Origin of the sequence: Candidatus Xiphinematobacter sp. Idaho Grape, assembly GCF_001318295.1 — a bacterium.
Classification (GTDB): domain Bacteria; phylum Verrucomicrobiota; class Verrucomicrobiia; order Chthoniobacterales; family Xiphinematobacteraceae; genus Xiphinematobacter.
In genome coordinates this window covers 346,099-367,783 of sequence record NZ_CP012665.1, presented here as the reverse complement: position 1 = coordinate 367,783, position 21,685 = coordinate 346,099, and the positions used below count along the sequence as shown (strand labels likewise).

Genomic DNA, 21,685 nt, shown 5'->3' with positions numbered 1-21,685 from the left:
ATCTCACTGGCGTAACTCTTCGTTAAGGGCGGTCCGTACGCCGTCGCGTGAAACCTCTGGAACAGGCAGGCGAGTAATGCACTGATCCTGAATCGCATGCATGATAATAGCCATCGATTCTAGCTTTTTCAGGACAGCAGAACGCGAGGAAAGTGTAGCAATTTCAGCCAGAAGTACTTGATTCCTTATGTGTACCTCGCAAAGACTTCTTTCAAGTTTCCGAATGTTTTGCCCGAGTTGAAACTGTTGGTTTTTTAGGTAGACTACTTGCAATCCGACTCCTCCCAAAACAAGTGCAATCAAAGTCCACTGGAAAATGGGGCGAGGCTCAATAGAGTTTCTGCTCTTTTTTGTGTTCATTGGCCCCTCTTCCCCCTCAGGATACTCTCAACGACACGCAATTTGGCGCTACGGGCTCTAGGATTGTTATGGATCTCCTCTCTACTTGCTCTGATGGGGTGAGGAGTGAGGAGTCTGAAGATACGATACGGATTGGGACGCGGAGCAGGCCAAGCGAGATAATTGATCCATTTCATACTATTTCTCAGAAAGAAATGTTTTACTATGCGGTCCTCTAGTGAATGGAAAGTGATTACGGTAAAGCGTGCTCCATAGGCAAGATGAGAGGAGATGGCACTAAGTCCTTCCTGCAGAGCCCCTAACTCATCATTAACTGCTATACGTAGGGCTTGAAATACTCGTGTTACTGGCCGGTATGAGTTGTGACAATATCGAGAGACAACAGATTTGACGATGGAAACAAGATCAAAGGTTGTGCTGACAGGACGGCGGCTGCGCAGCACGACAAGACGAGAGGCAATGCGAAAAGCGTGAGGCTCTTGACCATATTCACGAAAAATGTGGGCAAGTTCCGAGAGACTGGCTGTGTTGACAATGTCCGCCGCTGAAAGGGGAGCAAGGGGATCCATCCGCATATCGAGCGGCCCATTTTTGAGAATGGCAAACCCACGATTTGGGTTTTCCAGCTGACGGGAGGATACACCCACGTCTAAGAGGGCGCCGTCCAACTTCTGTACATTAAGAGAACAAAGTACGTGGTGGATCTTTCTGAAGTTATCTTGGACAATGCGAATGCGCGAGCTATAGCGCGCGAGCCGCTCCTTAGAATAAGTGATTGCTTCAGGGTCTTGATCCACAGCAATAATGGAAGCCCCACTCCGGAGTAGACTTGCGCTGTGGCCTCCTCCTCCTAGTGTTCCATCCAGAATAAGTGCTTTATGAGATGGTCGAAGATAGTCAACCACCTCGTTGACTAGTACAGGTGTGTGGTAAACAACATTGCCGTCGCCCCTTCCAAGCCTTGTGGGGTGTAGGCAGTCTGAGAAAAGTGCATGCATTTGCGCTTGAGAGGGACAGCTACGCAGTTAAGAGGAGGCGCTTATTGGAACTTGCAAAATGGTCCTGTATAACTTTATCCAGCGGCAGTTTTGCAACGAAAACTAGTGGTTGTTAACTACTAAGTCAAAGCACTGTAAGAATGTTGGACTAAACAACTCTGGCTCTCTCTGTACCCATCTCCGGATGGTCCCTTCCTCAAAAAAGGCTCCAGTATCAGTCTCCATAGGCATAAGAGTAAAAGGTCCCTCTTGTTGGGTATAAAAAACCTCAATGAATTCCCATCCAGTTTCCGAAGAGGCTTGTAAGCTGCCTTTTTTCCCCAGCCAGTTGCATTCTGTGATTCCTAATTCCTCGCGCAACTCCCTACGTGCAGCAGTCTCGTAACCTTCTCCAGCTCGGAGATGCCCTGCAACACTAGAATCCCACTTACCTGGATTGCTGTCCTTCCAAAGAGATCTTTTTTGTAAAAACCATTTGCCGGCCCTATTCTGTATCAGAATGTGTACAGACCGATGTGGAAGCCCTTTTGCGTGGACCTTTAAGCAAGGAGAGCGAGTCACCACTCGATTCTGGAAATCCACAACATCAAATTCCTCCACATGCGCGGCCACAGTTTGGGGATGGAATGGACTAAGCCGAAAAACTAGTTCCGCGTAATCAGTAGGGGAGAGTTCTTCTGCCCGTGCGAGTGGGGAGATTTTCCTCTCGGCAGAAAATTTTTCCCAAACACCATTCGTATTCCCAAGCAACTTCCGCAACTGTTTCCTGCGCTCAGAGAACCCGCGGTGTACTATCCTCTCAAAAAGGACCTCGTCACAGAAGGGGATAACCTTCCGTGGCGTGAAAAGGATAATGGCCGAATCTACCTTAGGCTTAGGATAAAAAACACTAGGTGGAAGGTTGCGCAAGAATCGTATCTTCCAACGATGTTGGATATAGACTGCCATTTCTCCATACTCTCTAGTGTGCGGAACCGCGACGAGCCGATGTGCTAATTCCCTTTGCACAGCAAAAATCAGTCGAGTTGCTGGTGAGAGCCTGTCAAGAAATCGCATAAGGATGGAAGAGGTCGCATAATAAGGCAAATTCCCGATGACCTCCACTCGTCCGAATCCGTAAAGTCCAAGGAGGTCAACACGTGCTGCATCTGCCTGGATAACATGGAAAGAATTCCCCAACCTCCGAACTAACGCACTCGCAAGACGGCCATCCTTCTCTACCACAGTCAGCCGCCCCACTCCAGCTTGCACCAAGTACTCTGTAAGAGCACCTAACCCAGGACCTAATTCTACTACATGGTCCCTACAATCTAGGGAGAGTTCCGACACCATCCATCGAGCAAGATTTTGATCATGCAAGAAATTCTGCCCCAGACTTTTTATAGGCTCCAGAGCGAGTTCCTTGAGATAGCTTCGCACCTCTCCGAGTGTCATTGAACCGATTTCATTCTACCAAGTGTCCTTTCTCCTCATAGATCCACTTTCAACTTATTGAAAACGTTTCTTGTGAGCTAGGAAATTCCCCATTATAGCATCCATCTCAATGAACAAAGGTGGCCTCCTAAGTATTGCGTTCCTTCTGCTATTCTGCCTGAGCGTCTTCTTTAACATTTTTTTGCTGGTAACTCTTACTGATAAAAAAGGGCTTTTCGCACTGGAAAGACGTTACCGTGAAACTGTCCTCCTGCCAGGAGCAGAAAACTCAAAGATTGTGCTCATTCCTCTCGTTGGAACTATTGGTTTTTCTCAGTCCAATGCACTAGGCGACTCTATGGTAGATGATCTAAAGGAAGCTTTCCAGCAAGCAGCTAGCGACCCTGATGTCAAAGCCATTGTAATCTCTGCAGATTCTCCGGGGGGTGAGGTAACAGCATCTGATGTTCTTTATCATTCTCTGCGTAGCCTTGCGCAACAGAAACCAGTTGTCTACTACATCAATTCCATAGGAGCCTCTGGAGCCTATTACACCGCTTGTGGAGCTTCCTGGATTATGTGCAGCCCCACTACCTTTACAGGCAGTATTGGTGTGATAATTTCCACTCTGAACTACCAGGAATTTTTTGGCAAAATCGGTCTGCGGTCTCTGGTTTTTAGAAGCGGAAAATTCAAGGACATGCTTAACCCAGCAAGGGAAATGGCTCCTGAAGAAAGGGTTTATGTCCAAGCACTCGTCATGCAGACCTACAGGCGATTTGTACAAGTAGTCTCCTCTGCTAGAAACCTAGCCCCTGACATTCTCTATAAGGGGGTCGCAGATGGTCGTATCCTCAGTGGAGAGGACGCTTATCGCGAAAAGCTAGTAGACAGTCTCGGCTATATTGAGGATGCTTACGCCAAGGCGAAAGAGCTCGGCAGTGCCTCCGATGCCTCAATTGTCAGCTATACAGTACAATTTTCTTTCTCAACATTCCTGAGTAGACTGAGTCAAGGGGTTACTCAAAAAGTTCAACTGAACCTTCTGCATGTTTTTGCACTCGAGCCTGGACGCCTTTATCTTCTACCCTCTATCTTGGTACCGTAGCTCCTTGGCAATACTCCCTGCTTAAGGGGATTCCATATATCGTTGTACGGCTTTTGACAGGAGGTGCATATGACAAGAGTCTGTTGCTCTCTCATTTCACAATTTTCTTCTCTAGTGGCAGTTTTTGATTCTTATGTGCACTTGTGAATGTTGCTTATCTTCGAGAAATTCTTCAATACATCCCCCAATTCTGGGAGCGTATATTTGTAATCTCAATTGACGGATCAGTTGCTGGATCTGAAAATTTCTCCAATATCCTTTTGGATTTAGCTGTCCTGCGTTCACTAAGTATCAAGGTGATTTTAGTACACGGCGCCAGTATCCAGATTGAACGCCTGGCGCATAAATATAGGGTCAAGCTTTCCAGCTCCAGTGGAATCGGGATGACAGACGTGGCTTCTTTGCAGGTAAGCATTGATGCGGCAATGCGCCTCACCAGTGAAATCATGCAAGGATTGTCTGCTGTGGACTTACGAGTTGCTTATGTCAATGCCATTATAGCTCATTCAGCAGGCATCCTTGGTGGGAAAGATTACCAATTTACAGGACGTGTAGAGCGGGTAGATAGCAAGGTGTTGGACCTGCTCCTAAGGGAGGATATCACTCCAATACTACCCCCACTGGGATTCGATGGAGAAGGTCATACTTACCGAGTGAATTCTGATTCGATTGCTGTCGAAGTGGCTGGGGAGCTTCAGGCAGCAAAAGTTATCTTTTTAGCCTCCACTGCCGCTTTCGGATCAAAAGTCCAACTTCCCAAGCAAATTTCCGTCTCGGAATCAGAAGAACTCGTTATACGTAATCAAACCCGCTGGCCCCTTAATTTAATTTCTAAGTTAGATAGCGCATCTCGCGCGTGTCGACAGGGGGTACCGCGGGTACACATTTTGAATGGTAGCGTAAATGGGGCGCTGCTTAGGGAGGTTTTTAGTGACGAAGGGTTCGGCACCATGGTGTACTCAGATGAGTATCAACAGATCCGCGGAATTTTTAAGAAGGATGTTCGGGGGATCCTGGATCTTATCCGACAGTCAGTGAAGAACGAAGAACTAGTCCGCCGTACACGCGGTGAGATCCTGGCTCATATGGAAGACTATTGGGTACTGGACATTAACCGCAGTCTGGTAGCTTGCGTGGCTCTACATACCTATCCGGAGGAAGTTGTTGGGGAGATGGCTTGTCTGTACGTACATAGCAGCCATGAGAACAAAGGCCATGGCCGTAAATTGATGGCCTTCGTCGAAACTCTTGCAAGAGAAAAGGGACTAAAGAAAATCTATGCTCTTTCCACACAAGCGTTTAACTACCTCCAGCAAAAGGGAGGATTTAGGGTAGCACAACCGGAGGATTTGCCAGTTAGTCGCCGAGAGAAATACGAAGCCAGCGGACGATGCTCTCGTATCCTCGTCAAAGAGCTCGTTTACTGAGGAGTTACGATGGGTCCAGAAGATAACCCTTTTACCTCAATAGGTAGGAAAACTCATATAGGTACGGAAGGGGCACTGTGAAACCGACATGCCGCAACGACCCGGACTTGTGTTGAAAGGATAAGCCGACTTTAGCACACCAGTAGACCGCCAAAATTCAGCCTCACCTGCTGTTCACCCAGTTTATCTTTGACAAAGGGGGTTTTTAGGACCATAGGGGTGTCGTTTCCATTCGTACGGTATGTTTTCCTATGAAACTCGTTCTAACTAAAGAAGCACTACTGGAAGGGTTGCAACGCACACAGAATGTTGTAGGTCCACGACCAACTTTGCCAGTCCTTTCTAATGCTCTCTTGGAGACTGCTAAGGAGAGATTAAGGATAACCACTACGGACCAAAGTACCACCATCCAATGCCACGTTCCCGCTTCCGTAGAAGTACCGGGAGCAACCACCCTGCCGGCGCGCCGGCTTGCCGCCATTGTCCGCGAACTCTGTGGTGGCGATGTTTCAATTGAAACAGACTCCAGGAACGTCTCTACTATTCGGTGTATGTCTAGCTTCTTTAGAATATTCGGTCTCCCTAAGGAGGAATTTCCAGAACTTTTTGAGATAAAGGACGCCACTCATGTTTCTATAGAACAATCTACTCTCTTTGAAGGCCTTAAATGCACTTCTTATGCAATCTCTACGGATGAGACTCGCTATATTCTCAACGGTATCCTCTTTTCCATTAGAGACGAAAGGCTAACGCTTGTTGCAACAGATGGTCGCCGCCTCGCCCTCTACGAGATAGAAGTACAACTACCTCATAATCAACAAGAATTGGAGTTTATTCTACCAACTAAAACTGTTAGTGAGTTGCAGCGTCTTCTTAGGGAAGACGGTAATCTGACGCTCTCCATTACCCAAAATGTCGTGGCATTTCATCTAGGAACTATCTTCCTGATTTCTAAGTTGATAGAAGGAGACTACCCTGACTACCGTCGGGTCATTCCCGGTAAGCCTGGTGAAAGAATTAAGCTCGAGCGGGAAGTACTTTTAAATACAGTAAGACGCGTATCCCTACTGAGCCTAAACAAGACGAACTCAGTTCGTCTAACTTTCACTAAGAACAAGATGGATATTACGGCGGTTACTCCAGAAATAGGAGAAGCGAAAGAATCTCTCCCCGTCGTATACCATGGGAAAGATTTTTCCATCGCGTTTAATCCCGAGTTTCTATTGGATCCACTACGTAATATTTTGGATAAACAAATTGACTTGGATTTTTTCGATGAAATAGGTCCGAGCGTACTTCGCGTACCAACTAAGGAGAACTTCCTTTATGTTCTCATGCCTATGAGAATCCCTAGTAGCTGAAATCACGGTGGTTTTAGGTGCCGGCATAGCACAGCGGTAGTGCAGCTGATTTGTAATCAGCAGGTCGTCGGTTCGAATCCGACTGTCGGCTCCCAGTGAAAAAAAGCGTCACTTTCAGTTGGATATGGGATCGTTATTGGTGGACGACAAGGTTGACCAATTTTCCAGGTACATGAATAAAGCGGGCAGGTGTTTTTTTGCCAAGTGCTGCGCGGATTTTTGGTAGAGTAAGTGCGACCAATTCAACCTCCGTGGAGGAGACAGAACCTGGGACATGCACACGGTCTTTAGTTTTTCCATTAATTTGCACAACTAGTTCTTTTTCAGTTTCTGCAAGCAGAGATTCTTCGTGCTTAGGCCAAGGTTGGGTAGAAGCACTAGAAGTAAAGCACGAGAATCGTGAGGCAAGTCGGAACCAAACTTCCTCAGCAAGATGGGGGGCAAACGGACTAAGGAGTTGGAGTAAAGTTTGAATGACCTCTACGGGACGAGGATTAACAGATGTGAACTCATTAACAAAAGTCATTAGCTGAGCGATGGCCGTGTTGAAGGAAAAAGCTTCGATGTCAGCTGTAACCTTCTTGATGGTAGCGTGAATTATTCGTAACTGGTAGGGGGTACAGGGCTGTTCTGTAGTCAGTGCAGAGGAAATTTTCCAGCTGCCTTCTTGGTCTTCTTCAAATGCAAGGCGCCAAACTCGTGCTAGGAAGCGGTAAACACCCTCTACACCCTTTGTGCTCCAGGGTTTTGTCTGTTCTAGGGGCCCCATGAACATTTCGTATAGGCGTAGAGAATCTGCCCCATATTCTGCTATGATATCCTCTGGGTTGACAACATTGCCCCGGCTCTTGGACATTTTTTGCCCATCTGAGCCAAGTATCATCCCTTGGTTGATCAGTCGTTGAAAAGGTTCCGGCGCGGAAACATATCCTAGATCAAATAGGACCTTATGCCAAAACCGGGCGTAGAGAAGGTGCAAAACAGCGTGTTCAGTGCCTCCCACATAAAGGTCAACGCCGCCGGCTTTCTTTCCGCTTCCCATCCAATACCTTTCTGCTTCTGCTCCAACGAAATTTAGGGAATTCTGTGGGTCACAGAAGCGTAGATAATACCAACATGAACCTGCCCACTGGGGCATTGTGTTAGTTTCTCTCTGGGCTGTATCCGAATAGCGTACCCATTCCTTTGCCTGTGCAAGGGGTGGATCTCCTGTCTTGGAGGGCCTAAAGTCAGATACAGCTGGCTGACGAATAGGTAACTCTGAGGGCTTAAGAGCACGATGTCGTCCCCTCTCCCAAACAACTGGAAATGGTTCACCCCAGTAGCGCTGCCGTGAGAATAGCCAGTCGCGAAGCTTATAATAAACTGCCGGTCTGCCTATCCCCTGTTTTTCAAGCCATGTGGTAATACGTTCCCTAGCTTTTTCGGTCGGCAACCCCTCAATAAGGGGAGGGTGGACCGCAATACCCTCTTTGGGGAAGTAATTCCCTACAGATTTCTGAGAGTCAATAGGCAGGTGGAATTTCTTAGCGAACTCAAAGTCCTCTTCATCATGCGTTGGTACAGCCATAACAGCGCCAGTACCATAATTCATGAGAACATAATCGGAGATCCAGATCGGGATTTTTTCTCCATTGACGGGATTAATAGCATAGGATCCAGTAAAGATGCCTGTTTTATCCTTATTCAAATCAGTGCGTTCCAAGTCGGATTTGGAAGAAACCAGTTTTAAATATGCCTCTACTTCGGATTTTCGGTAGGAAACTGTCAAAGCGCTGGATAGTGGATGTTCCGGAGCAATAGCCAAATAAGTAACCCCAAAGATAGTGTCTGGGCGAGTAGTAAAAACCCTAAGAGAACAAGTATGGGAAACTACACAAAAAATAACTTCTACTCCTTCGCTCCGTCCAATCCAGTTCCTTTGAAGTAGTTTGATAGATTCTGGCCAGTCTAAACCTTCTAGGTCATCTATCAGCCGTTGTGCATACGCTGTGATGCGCAGTATCCATTGCTTCATTGGGCGTCGTTCCACTGGGAATCCTCCTACTTCACTATACCCTCCTTTCACTTCTTCTTTAGCGAGTACAGTACCAAGAGATGGACACCAGTTCACCGGCACTTCGGCTACGTAGGCAAGTCTCATAGAATCTGGATCATTTCCGCGGCAAGTAGAAATAGCTTCCGCCCTCCCAGTAGAGGGGTTGACCCACGAATTGTAGAGTTGCAAGAAAATCCATTGCGTCCATCGAAAATATTCAGGGCTAGTCGTATTTATCTCACGTTTCCAATCATAGCTGAATCCAAGCGATCGGAGCTGAGCACGAAACCGGTTGATATTTTTTTTGGTGGTAACGGCTGGGTGCTGATTTGTCTTTATGGCAAATTGCTCCGTTGGCAGACCAAAGGCATCCCAACCCATGGGATGGAGCACTTGAAATCCACACATGCGCTTATAACGAGCCAGAATGTCAGTGGCAGTATACCCCTCGACGTGGCCGACGTGGAGTCCCTCTCCACTTGGATACGGAAACATGTCTAGAAGGTAATATTTAGGACGGCAAGGATCAAATTCCGCTTCTCCAGGGTTGGGTACACTGAAGGAATTGTTCCTGATCCAGGAGAGTTGCCATCTGGATTCGTATTCGTTGAAAGGGATTTTTTTTGTGTGTGAGTAAGCCATAACCTTTGCTGCAGAGTAGATTTTGTGTCGTCCCGAACAAAATTTGGTCCTTATTTTACGTGGACTCCCCTCTTGAGGGAGATTACATGTAGCAACAAACGGCTACATGCATATCACAAAGAAGGGCTACCAACACGAACTACAGATGGAAAACTTAAAGGTCTATCTTGACAAGAGGGAAAGGGGGGGCTGGATAGTTTTCCTTCGAAAAGCTGCTTCAGGCATACACATGAGGGGCATAGTGCTATATTTCCGAGCGATAAGGCGGTTGAATTCATACTATCCATCTTAATAATTCAAATAGAAGCGACTAAGGATGGTCTAAAGCGCAGCCGATAGGCTGCGTCCACACCTTTCGGGGCATATCAAGTCAATTGGAACGAACTGCTGCTATTCTTATTCGGAAGACACCATTCTCTGAGACAACGCTGCTCTGTACTTGGATATCAGAGCGGTGCGGAAGGATAAAAACCAGCGCTCACGGAGCAAGGAATTTCAGGAGCCCTTTCCAGGGAAGCTTGGAGCTCTTTTATGAAGTAGAGATCTGTTTCAAGAGAAGTCGGAAGTCGGATCTGTACTCTTTGAGGGAAGCGCGTGCCCTACTCCCCTTTATGGCAGGAAATTTGTCCTATTTCAATTTCGTTTTGGCGGCATATTTCTCAGAACTAGCTGAAGCAGTACTACCAGTTTTAGATGAGTCTGCACCAGAGGTATTTGATCTCCTTAGAAGGGGGTTACGCTATCTGCGAAAATCCCCTGCTTCTCTGTGCGCTTTGACTAAATTTGAAAGTAACCTTTGCCAAAGGATAGGAATAGGCGGGAATCCTCTAGAGGCCCTGGAACATTACTGCGGATGTCTGCCGCGCAGTAGAGCTACCGCTTTTCGCGTTTTATCGCGTGCGGAGAGATACTCCCCAGCGAGATAAGATTTGCCGTCAATCTGAAAGGCTCAGATTGCCTGGCATTATACAATAACCATACAGAGGAGCTTTTTGGCCGTCTGTCGCGCACACAGTTAGAATAAATCCTGGTGCTGCTTTTGTGCCTTTCGTACACTACGCACGTTTGTATACAGGAATGCGACGTGTCGTTTTAAGCAAACTCTATTGGATCTAGAACAGAGTTGTTCCTCCTCCATAGGGGGGCTCCAAAAAACCGCATAGGCCCGAGCTGAGCATGGGTTCTTGCAACAGCTTGTGCTCCAAGAAGACAAGGAATCATCGGCTGATCTTAGCTAAGATGGTCGACTTAGGTGGAAATTCACGGTCTGACAGAGTCAAGTTGCAGCGATACTATCTATGAGTATGATGAAGAAGGGTTGTATTGAGTGATGCCGGTTGATGTGAGTAATCGATCACCCTTCTTGCAGTAGAGGAAGGGGTGCGCGCCGCCTTATGACGCCGTGGTGGAGGCTATAGATTGGGTCTGCAGGGCTTTTCTCCCAATATTGCCTTGCAGTCTCTCAACAAAATCTCTTGATGTCAGCAGATTGGAGGACATCCGGAAACGATGGCGACACGTTGGGTAGCAGCATTCAATAATAGCGGGTAGGTTTTCTTGTCTAATTCCTCCAATACAGAAATTAGGGCTTAGTAAGTTGTGGGGAAGAAGGGGCTGATATAATCCCGTCTCGGCGGCGGGAGCTGTTTGTGCCTGGATGAGGCTGTGTGGAGCAACCACTTACTTATAAGCATTTCCTCCCAGCAGGGATCCGCGCTTCGTCGAGCGAGAGGTCCTCTTGCCCGACGTGGAAAGCCCGAGACTCCCGTTTCAGTTACCAACTAAGGATAATCGTTGAGGATGAGTGGAATATCTGCAAGAAGAGGGGGCAAGGAGCAAGCAAGAGATCTAATTTTGAGGATATCCCTTGTGGGCACGGAGCTGAATTATATATACCCCTCCTTGCCCTATTAACTTACCTTACTGACCTAGGTACAGGATACTGTAAAGGACGTATTCAGAAAGCAATTTCATGGGAATCATAGGGTTTTATGAATTCAGCGAGTGGGGGGGAACTAAAGGAGCTATGTGTTTAGGCTCGCATACGGGGACACACCCATGCTGCTTAAAGCATGACGTTAGAGACCTTCTAATGCCATCATTCGTAGTTTCCAGAGATTAGTTTTATCCGGGTGGTGGCTCACGCTAGGGAAGAAGGCTCCTCTTTCCTTTTATTTCTCCGCACGTGCTAAGGACATCTCTTGTATCATCCTTTCTACCAAGTTGGTGTTATACCTTCCACGGCAGAAGTCCTCATTCCTAAAAATAGCTTGTTGAAAAGGGATGTTCGTATGAACGCCAGTAATGAGGTATTCGCTGAGGGCACGGCCCATACGGTAAATAGCAGATTCTCGAGAAGAGGCTGCCACAATTAGCTTTGCAATCATGGAGTCGTAGTGCTGAGGAACTGGATAACCTGCATAGGCGTGAGAATCGATGCGTACGCCGTAGCCTCCAGGGGCGTAGTAGAGTTTAATAGTTCCTGGAGAGGGTTGAAAATTTTTCGAGGGATCTTCAGCGTTAATACGACATTCAATAGCGTGATAGCGTGGAGTGGCACGGGTCATGTAGTTACCCAGACGTTCGCCAGCAGCGACCCTGATCTGTTGCTTTACGAGGTCACATCGATATACTTCTTCGGTAACGGGATGTTCTACTTGGATACGAGCGTTCATTTCCACGAAATAAAAGTTCAGCTCCTCATCTACCAAATATTCCACTGTTCCTGCATTGGTGTAGCCTATGGCTTGTGCCAATCGGATCGATGCTTCCCCCATCTGGGTTCGTAGCTCTTCTGTCATGAGAGAAGAGGGGCATTCCTCAACGATCTTCTGGTTACGACGTTGGATGGAGCAGTCGCGTTCTCCTAGATGGATCACCTTGCTGTAATTATCTCCGAATATTTGAAATTCGATATGATGTGGATTTAGAACTAGCTTCTCGATGTAGACCGCCGGGTCATTGAAGGTCTTCTCAGCCTCCATGCGAGCGCTGTGAAAGCCCTGAACTAGGCTGTTTTCATTGTGCGCGGTCCGCATCCCGCGCCCGCCTCCGCCAGCAGTAGCCTTGACCATCACGGGATAACCAATAGCCCGAGCAAGCTTAAGCGCTTCTACCTCGGAATCAACGGCGCTCTTGCTTCCAGGGATTATAGGGATGCCTGTCTTGTTTGCATACTCCTTTGCAGCACTCTTATTTCCCATCAAGCGAAGGACCCTTGGCGAGGGCCCAATAAAGGTAATGTTACAGCTAGCGCAAACTTCAGCAAAATGAGCGTTTTCGGCCAAGAAGCCGTAGCCTGGATGAATAGCATCCACGTCGGTAATTTCTGCAGCACTGATAATACGGTCAACCCTTAGATAGCTCTCAGAACTAGCAGCCGGACCAATACAAACTGCTTCGTCTGCAAGTTGAACGTGGAGGGACTCAACATCTGGCTCCGAATAGACGGCAACTGTTTGGATGCCAAGCTCTCTACAGGCTCGGATGATACGCAGAGCGATTTCACCCCGATTAGAAATAAGAACCTTTTTAAACACCACTTATGCTTATCCGAAAAAGAGGTTGTCCAAACTGGACTGACGTCCCATTCTCAGCAAGGATTTCTACAATAACTCCTGATACTTCAGCTTTGATTTCATTCATTACTTTCATGGCTTCTACGATGCAGACTACTGTATCCGGTGTAATCAAGGTACCCACTTGCACGAACGGAACACCATCTGGGGAGGGAGCTGCATAAAAAGTCCCTACCATGGGTGAGGTAACAGTCTTTGTTGAGCCTTCCTTGGAGGAGGGAGGGGAAAAGCTCCCAGAAGTGGCTTCCTGTACAACCCCAGGATAGGGCGATGATGGCAAGAAAGACGGGGATGGAGACGGAGGTAAAACGGTAACCGAACCGGGAGTAACAACGTCTGCTGCACTAAGAGTAATCCGAAACCCCTCTCGCTCCATTTTAAGAAAGACGATACCGCTTTTCTTCATTAGACCGATGAGCGAGCGTATCTCTTTAAGGTAAGAATCCACTAGAGGAAGGAAAAGGAAGGAAAATTTTCTAATGCTGTTGTATTCTCCCTAAAGCAGGGGTCAAGCATCTACACACGAGTGGCGTATAAGCGCTCAGGTCCAAAAAAGTAAGAGGGATTCCGGCGGAAGGTTCTCTCTTTACATTCCTAACCTTGTTTGGCACGCTGCCGCCTGCGGGGTCAGGCTTTTCTATGGGCAAATTGTTTATACCAGTCCTCTTAACGCTCCACGTAGGAGTCTGCTTGTTGCTTATTGTTGCTGTACTTATGCAGAGAACCCGAGGTGAGGGGTTGGGCACTACCTTTGGCAGCAGAGCAGCCGATAACTTCTTCGGAGCACAGGCCTCCAGTGTTCTTGCCAAGGTTACGACGTACTTAGGGGCCATCTTCTTCGTCCTCACATTATTCCTTGCTATTGCGTATGCAAGAACATCTACAGGGCACCTTCGCCTCCAGAAGGAGTTAGACGATCTCTCTCGTTCGTCAAAGGTCCATCCCTCTTCTGCCAGACAGAAATAGAAATGATGAAATCCCAGGAACCTTAGGGGGGGGAGGAAGAAAGGGTCTGGAAAGGCTTGCAAGAGGAGGGTATGCGCGTCTGTCGCAAGCTTCCACCACTTAAAGAGTTTGTTATGACTCTTCTCTGTCTTCTAGCATGGACTTACAACTGAAGAAGACCCATCAATTTATACAAAGCCCTGCAAAAGCCCTGCAGCAGCGCACGCGGGAAAGTTAGGATAGGACCAACGGTCATAAAAAGTTCTTGGCTGCATCATGCTAGATGTAATTGCGAGGAATTGGTGTTCTAGGAGCCTCTCGAGGGGAGAAACGCGCTCCCATCAGATTATTCCCACCAGAAAAACGCTTGTGATTGGAAACTTAATGAGTTCCACATTCTTGAATATGGTAGGATGGGATGTTGCTCGGGGATAGCCGGCAGATTTTTTATTTCTCGTAAGCTAATAACGTTGTGGGCACGGGATTAGCTTTTGCCTGCAAAATATCACAGCTTCTCCATTGGTCTCTATTGGATAGGGGGGGTAGCATCATAACCGCTACGAAGATCTCTTGGGACGCGTTACCCAGAACTATCCAAGATTTCCTTCCAGCTCGGTCTTGTCAGCTTAACTTTATAGGAGGGGAAGAGTGGCAAATAAGGACAAGCTCCCCTTCGTTGGGTGGCGGGCTAGTGTGGTTTTTGACCTTCTTCAATCAATTTCCAAAAGGCACTAGTTGCCCCTAACCTCTCGTCCTCTTCTGCTGTAGTTAGACTGGAGCGAAAGAGAAAATCTTGCAGTGTATTTTTATGGAGAACGCGGCGAATAAGCACACCCTCCGGGTGTTGCTCAAAATAAATCCGGTAGTCCTTGGAGCGATACCGGAATAACTTGCGATGTCCTCGACGTAACATCCCAAAGCAGCCTTTCGTATCCTCAGAGTCTTTCGGAAACAATCGAAACTCTGCAAGAAGCTCCAACTGTAACCCTTTCGGAAGGGCGCTCATTTCCGCGGCACTTATTGCATTAAAAATTATTTGAAACACACGAACATTGATAAATAAAACTTACTTACATGAAAAGTACCTGTTTTTTGGTCTTCCAAAAGAAATATGGAGAGATGTTCGAAAAAACTAGAAATTTCTGCTTGATCAAGCAGCTACAAAGTGATGAAGTGCGATCCTTCTAGCCACGCCCCGCTCGGGCCGTGTGTCTTCTCCACTTATCTTTATGGCAAAAGAGGTTGTTGCTACCGTTAAACTGCAAATTCCGGCCGGACAAGCGAACCCAGCTCCGCCAGTGGGCCCCTCTTTAGGGCAGCACGGGGTAAACATTGTGGCCTTTTGTAAAGAGTTCAATGCCGCAACACAAGGGCAAGTGGGAGACATTCTCACTGTGGTCATTCAAGTTTTCAAGGACAAAACTTTCACGTTCATTACCAAATCTCCTCCTGCTGCCGTCCTGCTCAAAAAGGCAGCTGGTATCGCTCTGGGCTCCAAGGAACCTAACAAGGTAAAGGTGGGGAAACTCACTAGAAGGCAGGTTATGGAGATTGTGAAAATTAAAAGGGGGGATCTTAACACGGAAAATGAAGAGGCCGCATTTCGCATTCTCGCTGGGACTGCCCGCCAAGCTGGCATTGAGGTTCTACCTAGCTAGGGAAGGCATAGGCATGGCAGTTCTTCAGTCGTTACATCGTTCCTAGCAGTTTGCGTGTACCCCACAGATAAAAAGGACATCGCGTGGTTCACCAGCCGAATAAAATGCAGAAGAAAACAAGCAAACGTTACCGGCGTGCTGCCGAGTTAGTAGATCCCAGAAGGAAATATCCCTTGGCGGAGGCGGTTAGTCTTCTTAAGAAATTGCCTCCTACTAAGTTTGATCAAACGGTTGCCCTTTCCTTTAAGTTGGGGGTTAACCCCAAGCGGACCGATCATATGGTCCGAGGTACGTGCTTACTTCCCCATGGAAGTGGAAAGTTGGTATGTGTTTTGGTGTTTGCAACGGGTCAGGCGGCTATCGATGCACGGGAAGCTGGGGCAGAATACGTAGGCTATGAAGATCTTTTAAAAAAGGTAGAGACTGGATTTTCTAGTTTTGATGTTGCTATCGCTACTCCAGCAGCCATGGTAGAGGTGCGGAAGTTGGGAAAAATCCTCGGTCCTCGCGGTCTCATGCCTAATCCTAGGGCCGGAACGGTGGTGGAAAATACCGCTGCGGCAGTAAAGGAGGTCAAGTCCGGTCGTGTAGAGTTCAAGTTAGATAAGAACGCAAACGTATCTGTTCCAATAGGAAAGTTTTCCTTTTTGGAGGACTGTCTCATGGGGAATGGAAGGGCGGTAATTGATACACTTCTCAGGGCGCGCCCTGCTACCGCCAAGGGTCTGTTTTTTAGGAAGATTATCCTTAGTGCCACTATGTCCCCTGGACTGAATATAGAGTCATCCTTCTCCCTAAAGGGCTAATGAGCTAATTGTTATGAGGCCAGAAAAGACCAGCATCGCCGCAGATATTCAGAATTGCCTAAAGCAGTCTTCCTTTCTTTTTATGGTTGGATATGCGGGTATGCAGGTGGCCCATTTCGATGAGTTACGCAAACGTTTGAAGGCGGTGAATGCAAAACTGTGTGTGGTAAAGAACACTCTCCTCCTCCGTGCTATGCAGGGATTGGGTTTCTCGAAATTCGGACTAGATTTTTGTGGTCAAAACGCCCTAATTACTGGGGATGGTGATGTGTGTGCAGCTGCCAAGGTTCTCAGACTATTTGCTTTAGAGTTTGAAAAACCGGCCATAAAAATGGGGATGCTCGGTGATGTTCCTTTAAGTCTTGCACAGGTTGAGGTTTTAGCTAGTCTACCTTCATACGATGAGTTGCGCGCACAGCTTCTTGGTCTTTTCAAAGAGCCTGCCGGCCGCTTGCTTCGCGTTTTATCTGAACCTGGAGCAAGCCTGGTTCGCCTGTTTTGGCTCAAAGCAAATAAGTCAGTTCCTCCCCTGTAGAGGTGTCCTATAAAGATAATTAAACGGGGAATGAACAGGAAGACATTCGGGCGAACCACGGTTGAAGCCGCTGAGATAGATGTGCGTGCCGTTGGTCCTGAGCAAGACGAAAAGCTGAGGAACAGCCGCTCCCACCAAATGGGAGGCTGGGCACATAAGGGAACAGACTGCACGCTGTACGCGCGTCACACCGCCTGTACCGGAGAGACCTTTGTCAAGTCTTTGGGGGTTTCAAGCACAGAAAAAACTAAATCAAAGTAAATCCAAATGGCAAATCCTGATACCTTAATTGAAGAACTGAGTGGGCTCTCTATTTTAGAAATGGCTGATCTAGTTAAAAAACTGGAAGCGAAGTGGGGGGTTAGCGCCACACCTGTTATGGTTCCAACTGTTTCCTCTCCGGGTACTTCTACAGCGGCTCCTATGGAGGAAAAAAGCTTATTTGATGTTTATCTCAGTGAGTGTGGCAGCAACAAAATTGCCGTTATTAAAGAGGTTCGAGCAGCGGTTTCCAATCTGGGGCTGGCTGAGGCTAAGGCCCTCGTTGAATCTGCCCCAAAATTAATTAAGGAGGGGATAGGCAAGGATGAAGCTGAAGAGATCAGAAGGAAGATTGAGGCAGTCGGTGCAAAAGTAGAAATTAAGTAGCTAATAAAATTGCTCTTTTCCCAATGTTTTAGGGTACAGCGACCGCAGAGAAGGACGCCCTTCTTGCATTCTCAAGTGTCTGCAGGATAGGTCCAGGGCTTTTAATTATCTTTCTAAAGTGTCCCGTCTTAGCAGTGCAATCCGTGGTAACGGAGCATTCTTTCCTCAAGGGAAAGCGTGGACTACCTTTTTCTTGTTAGCCCAACTCTTGGAGTTTTCTCCACCCATTGGGGCATCCCTCCCCCGAATTCTACATTTGTTTCGTGAGTCGATAGTTTCTTTTGACCCTCCGTCATAGCTCTAGCATTATTTAATTTAACTGAAAATGTCAGAAAGAATCCACTTTGGGAATATTCAGGAGGTTATCAAGCCACCGAACCTAATCGAGCTTCAGGTGCATTCATATGAGGAGTTTTTCCAAAAGCAAGTAGAACCTTCCAGACGCAGGGCTGTCGGCTTGCAAGCAGTCTTTCAGGAATTTTTTCCCATCTTTGGATTTGAGGAAAAGTCTTTGCTTGATTTCGTTAGCTATGAGCTAGAAGAACCCAAGGTAAGTGCTATGGAGGCACAGCGAGAAGGGCAGACGTATAGTGCGCCACTCTACGTCACTTTCTCTTATAAGGACGAGCGATCCACAAAAGAGGAAAAGGTATATATGGGAGAGATCCCTCTCATGACACCACAAGGAACGTTTATCGTTAACGGGGCAGAGCGGGTAGTGGTTAGCCAACTACACCGTTCGCCAGGTATTTGCTTTGAAACGAGTGTTCATGTGAACGGGAAGCTCCTCCATGGATTCCGGATCATTCCAGATCGGGGCTCCTGGATCGAGGTACAGTTTGATACTAATGACCTCTTATACGTCTACCTTGATCGCCGTAAACGCCGCCGTAAATTCCTTGCAACTACCTTCCTGCGGACACTAGGCTACGGGGGAGATATAGATATTCTCCGGCTTTTCTATGAGATTGAGGAAATAACTTTGTCGGACGATTTAGATGAAGAGATCATCAGCACTAAGGTGCTCGTTTCCGACATTCGTGATGGAGAGATTGCTGTTGCACGTGTTTTTGAGCCCCTTAGCAGTACTACCGTGCGGCAACTAATAAATCTTGGTTACAAAACTGTTCAAGTAGTAGAGACGAAAAAAGGTGATGCCATTATAAAGTCCCTAAAAAAAGATCCAGCTCGCACTGAGGAAGAAGCCTTGAAGGATATCTACCGTAAGCTGCGGCCTGGTGATCCTCCCACTGTGCAGAATGCACGCAACATGCTAAAACGCCTTTTCTTTGATGCAAAGCGCTATGACCTTGGTCGGGTGGGTCGACACAAGATTAATCAGAAGCTGAGTCTCAAAGTTGATCTAAAAGAGCGGACCTTGAATAAGGAGGACTTTGTAGCCGCGATAAAGTACCTCATTGAGCTTAGCAAGGGAGAAGGGATGACTGATGACATTGATCACTTGGGTAGTCGACGAGTGCGGACTGTAGGAGAGCTCCTTGCCAACCAGTGCCGCGTAGGCCTCGCTCGCACTGAGCGGCTAGTACGTGAGAGAATGACGCTTTATGACACCGGCGCCGACTATATTACTCCTTCCAAGCTGGTTAATCCAAAGTCGCTCAGTGCAGTAATTCGCGATTTCTTCGGGCGCTCTCAGTTAAGCCAGTTTATGGATCAAACCAATCCGCTTTCTGAGCTGACTCATAAGCGTCGCCTCTCTGCACTTGGGCCAGGGGGACTCAGTCGCGATCGTGCTGGATTTGAGGTTCGCGATGTGCATCCGTCACATTATGGGCGCATCTGCCCTATCGAAACCCCAGAGGGACCTAATATTGGTTTAATCAATTCATTGAGCACCTTTGCACGCATCAATGAGTTTGGGTTCATAGAAACCCCCTACCGCAAGGTAGAGAACGGTCGTGTGCAGGATGAGGTGGTTTACTTAAGCGCAGATAGAGATGAAAATTTTTATATTGCCCAAGCTAATACACCTGTAGATGAGAGAGGGAATTTGATTGATGCCAAAGTTTCTGCCCGCTACCGGGGAGACTTCATAGAGGTTGAATCTGACCGTGTAGAGTTTATGGATGTGTCTCCCAAACAGCTTGTCTCTGTCGCCGCCGGGCTAATTCCGTTTTTGGAACACGACGATGCTAATCGTGCACTAATGGGCTCTAACATGCAACGTCAGGGCGTTCCATTACTTGTTTCTGAGGCCCCATTAGTTGGAACTGGACTAGAGAGAAGGGTAGCCTGTGACTCTCTAGCAGTAGTCGTTTCTGAAGGAAACGGAAAAGTAGCATCTGTTACTGCCTCACGGATTGTCATTACTAGAGACGGAGGGCTACCCGACTGGAAAAAAAAGCTCAGGACAAACATTGGATCTGGTGTCTATGTCTACGAACTGCGTAAATTCCTCCGCTCTAACAGCAGTACTTGCATCAACCAAAAGCCTATTGTACATAAAGGGCAAACAGTCGAAGCCGGAGATGTAATCGCCGATGGTCCTAATACCGAGAATGGAGAATTGGCTCTAGGACGCAATGTGTTGGTCGCTTTCATGCCCTGGCATGGGTATAATTTCGAGGATGCCATCCTAATTTCTGAGCGTGTAGTTAAGGAAGATGTTTACACCTCGATCCACATTGACGAATTCGAGATTGGCGCTCGTGACACCAAGCTGGGTCCCGAGGAAATTACGCGTGATATCCCGAACGTGAGCGAAGAGGTGCTCCAAAACCTTGGCACGGACGGGGTGGTGCGAGTGGGGGCGGAGGTTAAACCTGGAGACGTCTTAGTTGGGAAGATTACCCCAAAGAGCGAAACAGAACTAGCTCCAGAAGAGCGCCTCCTGCGGGCCATTTTCGGCGAAAAGGCGGCTGATGTAAAGGACACCTCTTTAACTGTACCCTCTGGTACCTACGGGATTGTAATGGATGTCAAAGTTTCCTCAAAAAAGGAAATCCAGCGCCAGAAGATGACGGTAGCAGAATCTAGAAGGCAACAGAAGATGATTGAAGACGATCATAGACGCCGTAAAGAAGAGCTGCATGAACAGCTAACAGGAGCGTTGTCTAACATTCTCCTTGGCGAAAAGATACCTTTGGATGTGGTCAATGCGCAAAGTGGTGAAATCATTATTCCTGCCAACCGCAAAATTACCAAACAGCTTCTGAGGAAATTAGCTTCCGTCTATGAACACGTAGAAATTGACCCTAGCCCAATTCGAAATAAGATCCGTGAGATTATTAGCCAGTACGAGCATCGATTCACTGAGTTAGAGAGCGAGAGAGACGAGAACCTAGGACGTGTCGAAAGTGGAGATGATGTCGATCCAGGAATCATCAAACAGGTTAAAGTCTATGTTGCCAGTAAGCGCAAACTGAGCGTTGGAGACAAAATGGCTGGCCGTCACGGCAATAAGGGAGTGGTAGCTAAGATTGTTCCAGAAGAAGACATGCCTTTCCTCGAGGATGGGACGCCAGTGGACATTATCTTGAATCCATTAGGGGTGCCAAGCCGTATGAATGTCGGCCAAGTTTTGGAAACACACTTAGGAGTTGCTGCTAAAGCCCTGGACCTAAAAGTTGCCACCCCAGTTTTTGACGGTATTTCAGAGCAGCGCATCCGCCATTACTTGAGGGAAGCTAGAAATAAGGAGGGTTTCACATGGATCCATGAAAATGGGAAAGCCACGGTGTTTGACGGCCGAACTGGTGATACCTTTGACCAACAAGTTGTGGTGGGATACATTTACATGCTTAAGCTGGGTCACTTGGTCGCTGATAAAATTCATGCTCGAGCAGTTGGTCCTTACTCGTTGGTTACCCAGCAGCCCCTAGGTGGTAAGGCCCAGTATGGAGGTCAACGTTTTGGGGAAATGGAAGTATGGGCTCTGGAGGCATATGGTGCTGCTTACACTTTACAAGAGCTGCTAACGGTTAAGTCTGATGATGTGCAGGGACGAACAAGAATTTATGAGAGTATTGTTAAGGGGGATCACTCTCTCCAGGCAGGCGTTCCTGAATCATTCAACGTTTTGATTAAAGAAATGCAGGGTCTGGGCCTAAATGTACAGGCTTCGGCTCGCTCCCAGATTCCTCTGCCACCACTACAAATTACAGTGGACACAGTCTAGCCCTATTCCATTCCACTCTTTCGCACTCCA

General features: G+C 47.4%; 17 protein-coding genes and 1 tRNA gene. 11 read left to right on the top strand and 7 right to left on the bottom strand.

What is annotated here, in order from left to right; all coding sequences use genetic code 11:
• Positions 1-3 precede the first annotated feature (3 nt).
• The 3 genes from AMD24_RS01720 to rsmA all read right to left on the bottom strand — a co-directional run bounded on the left by AMD24_RS01720 (position 4) and on the right by rsmA (position 2,792).
• Positions 4-360 (bottom strand): hypothetical protein, encoded by a 357-nt coding sequence (locus tag AMD24_RS01720; RefSeq protein ID WP_062100397.1) that lies wholly within the window; start codon positions 358-360, stop codon positions 4-6.
• Positions 357-1,358 carry a 16S rRNA (cytosine(1402)-N(4))-methyltransferase RsmH gene (gene rsmH, locus AMD24_RS01715; protein WP_062100396.1) on the bottom strand — a complete coding sequence of 334 codons (1,002 nt, stop codon included), beginning with the start codon at positions 1,356-1,358 and terminating at the stop codon, positions 357-359. Before rsmH ends, AMD24_RS01720 begins: the two co-directional genes overlap by 4 nt.
• A 102-nt stretch (positions 1,359-1,460) precedes the next feature.
• Positions 1,461-2,792, bottom strand: a complete 1,332-nt coding sequence (rsmA, locus tag AMD24_RS01710; protein WP_062100395.1) for a 16S rRNA (adenine(1518)-N(6)/adenine(1519)-N(6))-dimethyltransferase RsmA — start codon at positions 2,790-2,792, stop codon at positions 1,461-1,463.
• Between the two features lie 109 nt (positions 2,793-2,901).
• Here rsmA and sppA point away from each other — a divergent pair, with 109 nt between their 5' ends.
• The 4 genes from sppA (at position 2,902) to AMD24_RS01690 (ending at position 6,758) form a co-directional block, all read left to right on the top strand.
• A complete protein-coding gene (gene sppA / locus AMD24_RS01705) occupies positions 2,902-3,879 on the top strand; it encodes a signal peptide peptidase SppA (protein ID WP_062100394.1) in 978 nt (325 codons plus the stop codon).
• Positions 3,880-4,022: 143 nt separating this feature from the next.
• Positions 4,023-5,306 carry an amino-acid N-acetyltransferase gene (gene argA, locus AMD24_RS01700; RefSeq protein ID WP_062100393.1) on the top strand — a complete coding sequence of 428 codons (1,284 nt, stop codon included), beginning with the start codon at positions 4,023-4,025 and terminating at the stop codon, positions 5,304-5,306.
• A 251-nt stretch (positions 5,307-5,557) separates the two neighbouring features.
• A complete protein-coding gene (dnaN, locus tag AMD24_RS01695) occupies positions 5,558-6,667 on the top strand; it encodes a DNA polymerase III subunit beta (protein WP_062100392.1) in 1,110 nt (369 codons plus the stop codon).
• A 19-nt stretch (positions 6,668-6,686) separates the two neighbouring features.
• A tRNA-Thr gene (locus AMD24_RS01690) sits at positions 6,687-6,758 on the top strand.
• 42 nt (positions 6,759-6,800) lie between these two features.
• On the opposite strand, the gene leuS is transcribed toward AMD24_RS01690, so the two are convergent.
• Positions 6,801-9,347, bottom strand: a complete 2,547-nt coding sequence (gene leuS / locus AMD24_RS01685; protein WP_062100391.1) for a leucine--tRNA ligase — start codon at positions 9,345-9,347, stop codon at positions 6,801-6,803.
• Between the two features lie 374 nt (positions 9,348-9,721).
• Here leuS and recO point away from each other — a divergent pair, with 374 nt between their 5' ends.
• Positions 9,722-10,273 (top strand): recombination protein O N-terminal domain-containing protein, encoded by a 552-nt coding sequence (gene recO / locus AMD24_RS04475; RefSeq protein WP_158404339.1) that lies wholly within the window; start codon positions 9,722-9,724, stop codon positions 10,271-10,273.
• Between the two features lie 1,245 nt (positions 10,274-11,518).
• On the opposite strand, the gene accC is transcribed toward recO, so the two are convergent.
• Both accC and accB read right to left on the bottom strand, forming a co-directional pair.
• Positions 11,519-12,886 carry an acetyl-CoA carboxylase biotin carboxylase subunit gene (gene accC, locus AMD24_RS01670; RefSeq protein WP_062100388.1) on the bottom strand — a complete coding sequence of 456 codons (1,368 nt, stop codon included), beginning with the start codon at positions 12,884-12,886 and terminating at the stop codon, positions 11,519-11,521.
• Entirely contained in the window at positions 12,879-13,373 is a 495-nt protein-coding gene (gene accB, locus AMD24_RS01665; RefSeq protein WP_256379096.1) for an acetyl-CoA carboxylase biotin carboxyl carrier protein, read from the bottom strand. The genes accC and accB overlap by 8 nt, the downstream gene beginning before the upstream one ends.
• A gap of 200 nt (positions 13,374-13,573) precedes the next feature.
• Between accB and secG the strand changes: the two genes are divergently transcribed.
• On the top strand, positions 13,574-13,891 hold the full coding sequence (gene secG, locus AMD24_RS01660; RefSeq protein WP_158404337.1) for a preprotein translocase subunit SecG: 318 nt from the start codon (positions 13,574-13,576) through the stop codon (positions 13,889-13,891).
• 667 nt (positions 13,892-14,558) lie between these two features.
• Here secG and AMD24_RS01655 read toward each other — a convergent pair.
• Positions 14,559-14,915 carry a hypothetical protein gene (locus AMD24_RS01655; protein ID WP_062100386.1) on the bottom strand — a complete coding sequence of 119 codons (357 nt, stop codon included), beginning with the start codon at positions 14,913-14,915 and terminating at the stop codon, positions 14,559-14,561.
• A gap of 184 nt (positions 14,916-15,099) precedes the next feature.
• On the opposite strand from AMD24_RS01655, the gene rplK reads away from it, so the two are divergent.
• The 5 genes from rplK (at position 15,100) to rpoB (ending at position 21,655) form a co-directional block, all read left to right on the top strand.
• The gene (gene rplK, locus AMD24_RS01650) at positions 15,100-15,528 is read left to right on the top strand and encodes a 50S ribosomal protein L11 (protein ID WP_062100851.1); all 429 of its coding nucleotides are present in this window, start codon (positions 15,100-15,102) and stop codon (positions 15,526-15,528) included.
• 104 nt (positions 15,529-15,632) lie between these two features.
• On the top strand, positions 15,633-16,334 hold the full coding sequence (rplA, locus tag AMD24_RS01645; RefSeq protein ID WP_062100850.1) for a 50S ribosomal protein L1: 702 nt from the start codon (positions 15,633-15,635) through the stop codon (positions 16,332-16,334).
• A gap of 13 nt (positions 16,335-16,347) precedes the next feature.
• Positions 16,348-16,869 (top strand): 50S ribosomal protein L10, encoded by a 522-nt coding sequence (gene rplJ / locus AMD24_RS01640; RefSeq protein WP_062100385.1) that lies wholly within the window; start codon positions 16,348-16,350, stop codon positions 16,867-16,869.
• Between the two features lie 267 nt (positions 16,870-17,136).
• Positions 17,137-17,517 carry a 50S ribosomal protein L7/L12 gene (rplL, locus tag AMD24_RS01630; protein WP_062100383.1) on the top strand — a complete coding sequence of 127 codons (381 nt, stop codon included), beginning with the start codon at positions 17,137-17,139 and terminating at the stop codon, positions 17,515-17,517.
• 325 nt (positions 17,518-17,842) lie between these two features.
• Complete coding sequence (rpoB, locus tag AMD24_RS01625; protein WP_062100382.1) at positions 17,843-21,655, top strand: DNA-directed RNA polymerase subunit beta; 3,813 nt, start codon at positions 17,843-17,845, stop codon at positions 21,653-21,655.
• Positions 21,656-21,685 lie beyond the last annotated feature (30 nt).

Excerpts from the sequence above, each read along its gene's own strand:
- AMD24_RS01720 (WP_062100397.1), bottom strand. The coding sequence starts at position 360 with ATGAACACAAAAAAGAGCAGAAACTCTATTGAGCCTCGCCCCATTTTC.
- rsmH (WP_062100396.1), bottom strand. The coding sequence starts at position 1,358 with ATGCATGCACTTTTCTCAGACTGCCTACACCCCACAAGGCTTGGAAGG.
- rsmA (WP_062100395.1), bottom strand. The coding sequence starts at position 2,792 with ATGACACTCGGAGAGGTGCGAAGCTATCTCAAGGAACTCGCTCTGGAG.
- sppA (WP_062100394.1), top strand. The coding sequence starts at position 2,902 with ATGAACAAAGGTGGCCTCCTAAGTATTGCGTTCCTTCTGCTATTCTGC.
- dnaN (WP_062100392.1), top strand. The coding sequence starts at position 5,558 with ATGAAACTCGTTCTAACTAAAGAAGCACTACTGGAAGGGTTGCAACGC.
- leuS (WP_062100391.1), bottom strand. The coding sequence starts at position 9,347 with ATGGCTTACTCACACACAAAAAAAATCCCTTTCAACGAATACGAATCC.
- rplK (WP_062100851.1), top strand. The coding sequence starts at position 15,100 with ATGGCAAAAGAGGTTGTTGCTACCGTTAAACTGCAAATTCCGGCCGGA.
- rplA (WP_062100850.1), top strand. The coding sequence starts at position 15,633 with ATGCAGAAGAAAACAAGCAAACGTTACCGGCGTGCTGCCGAGTTAGTA.
- rplJ (WP_062100385.1), top strand. The coding sequence starts at position 16,348 with ATGAGGCCAGAAAAGACCAGCATCGCCGCAGATATTCAGAATTGCCTA.
- rplL (WP_062100383.1), top strand. The coding sequence starts at position 17,137 with ATGGCAAATCCTGATACCTTAATTGAAGAACTGAGTGGGCTCTCTATT.
- rpoB (WP_062100382.1), top strand. The coding sequence starts at position 17,843 with ATGTCAGAAAGAATCCACTTTGGGAATATTCAGGAGGTTATCAAGCCA.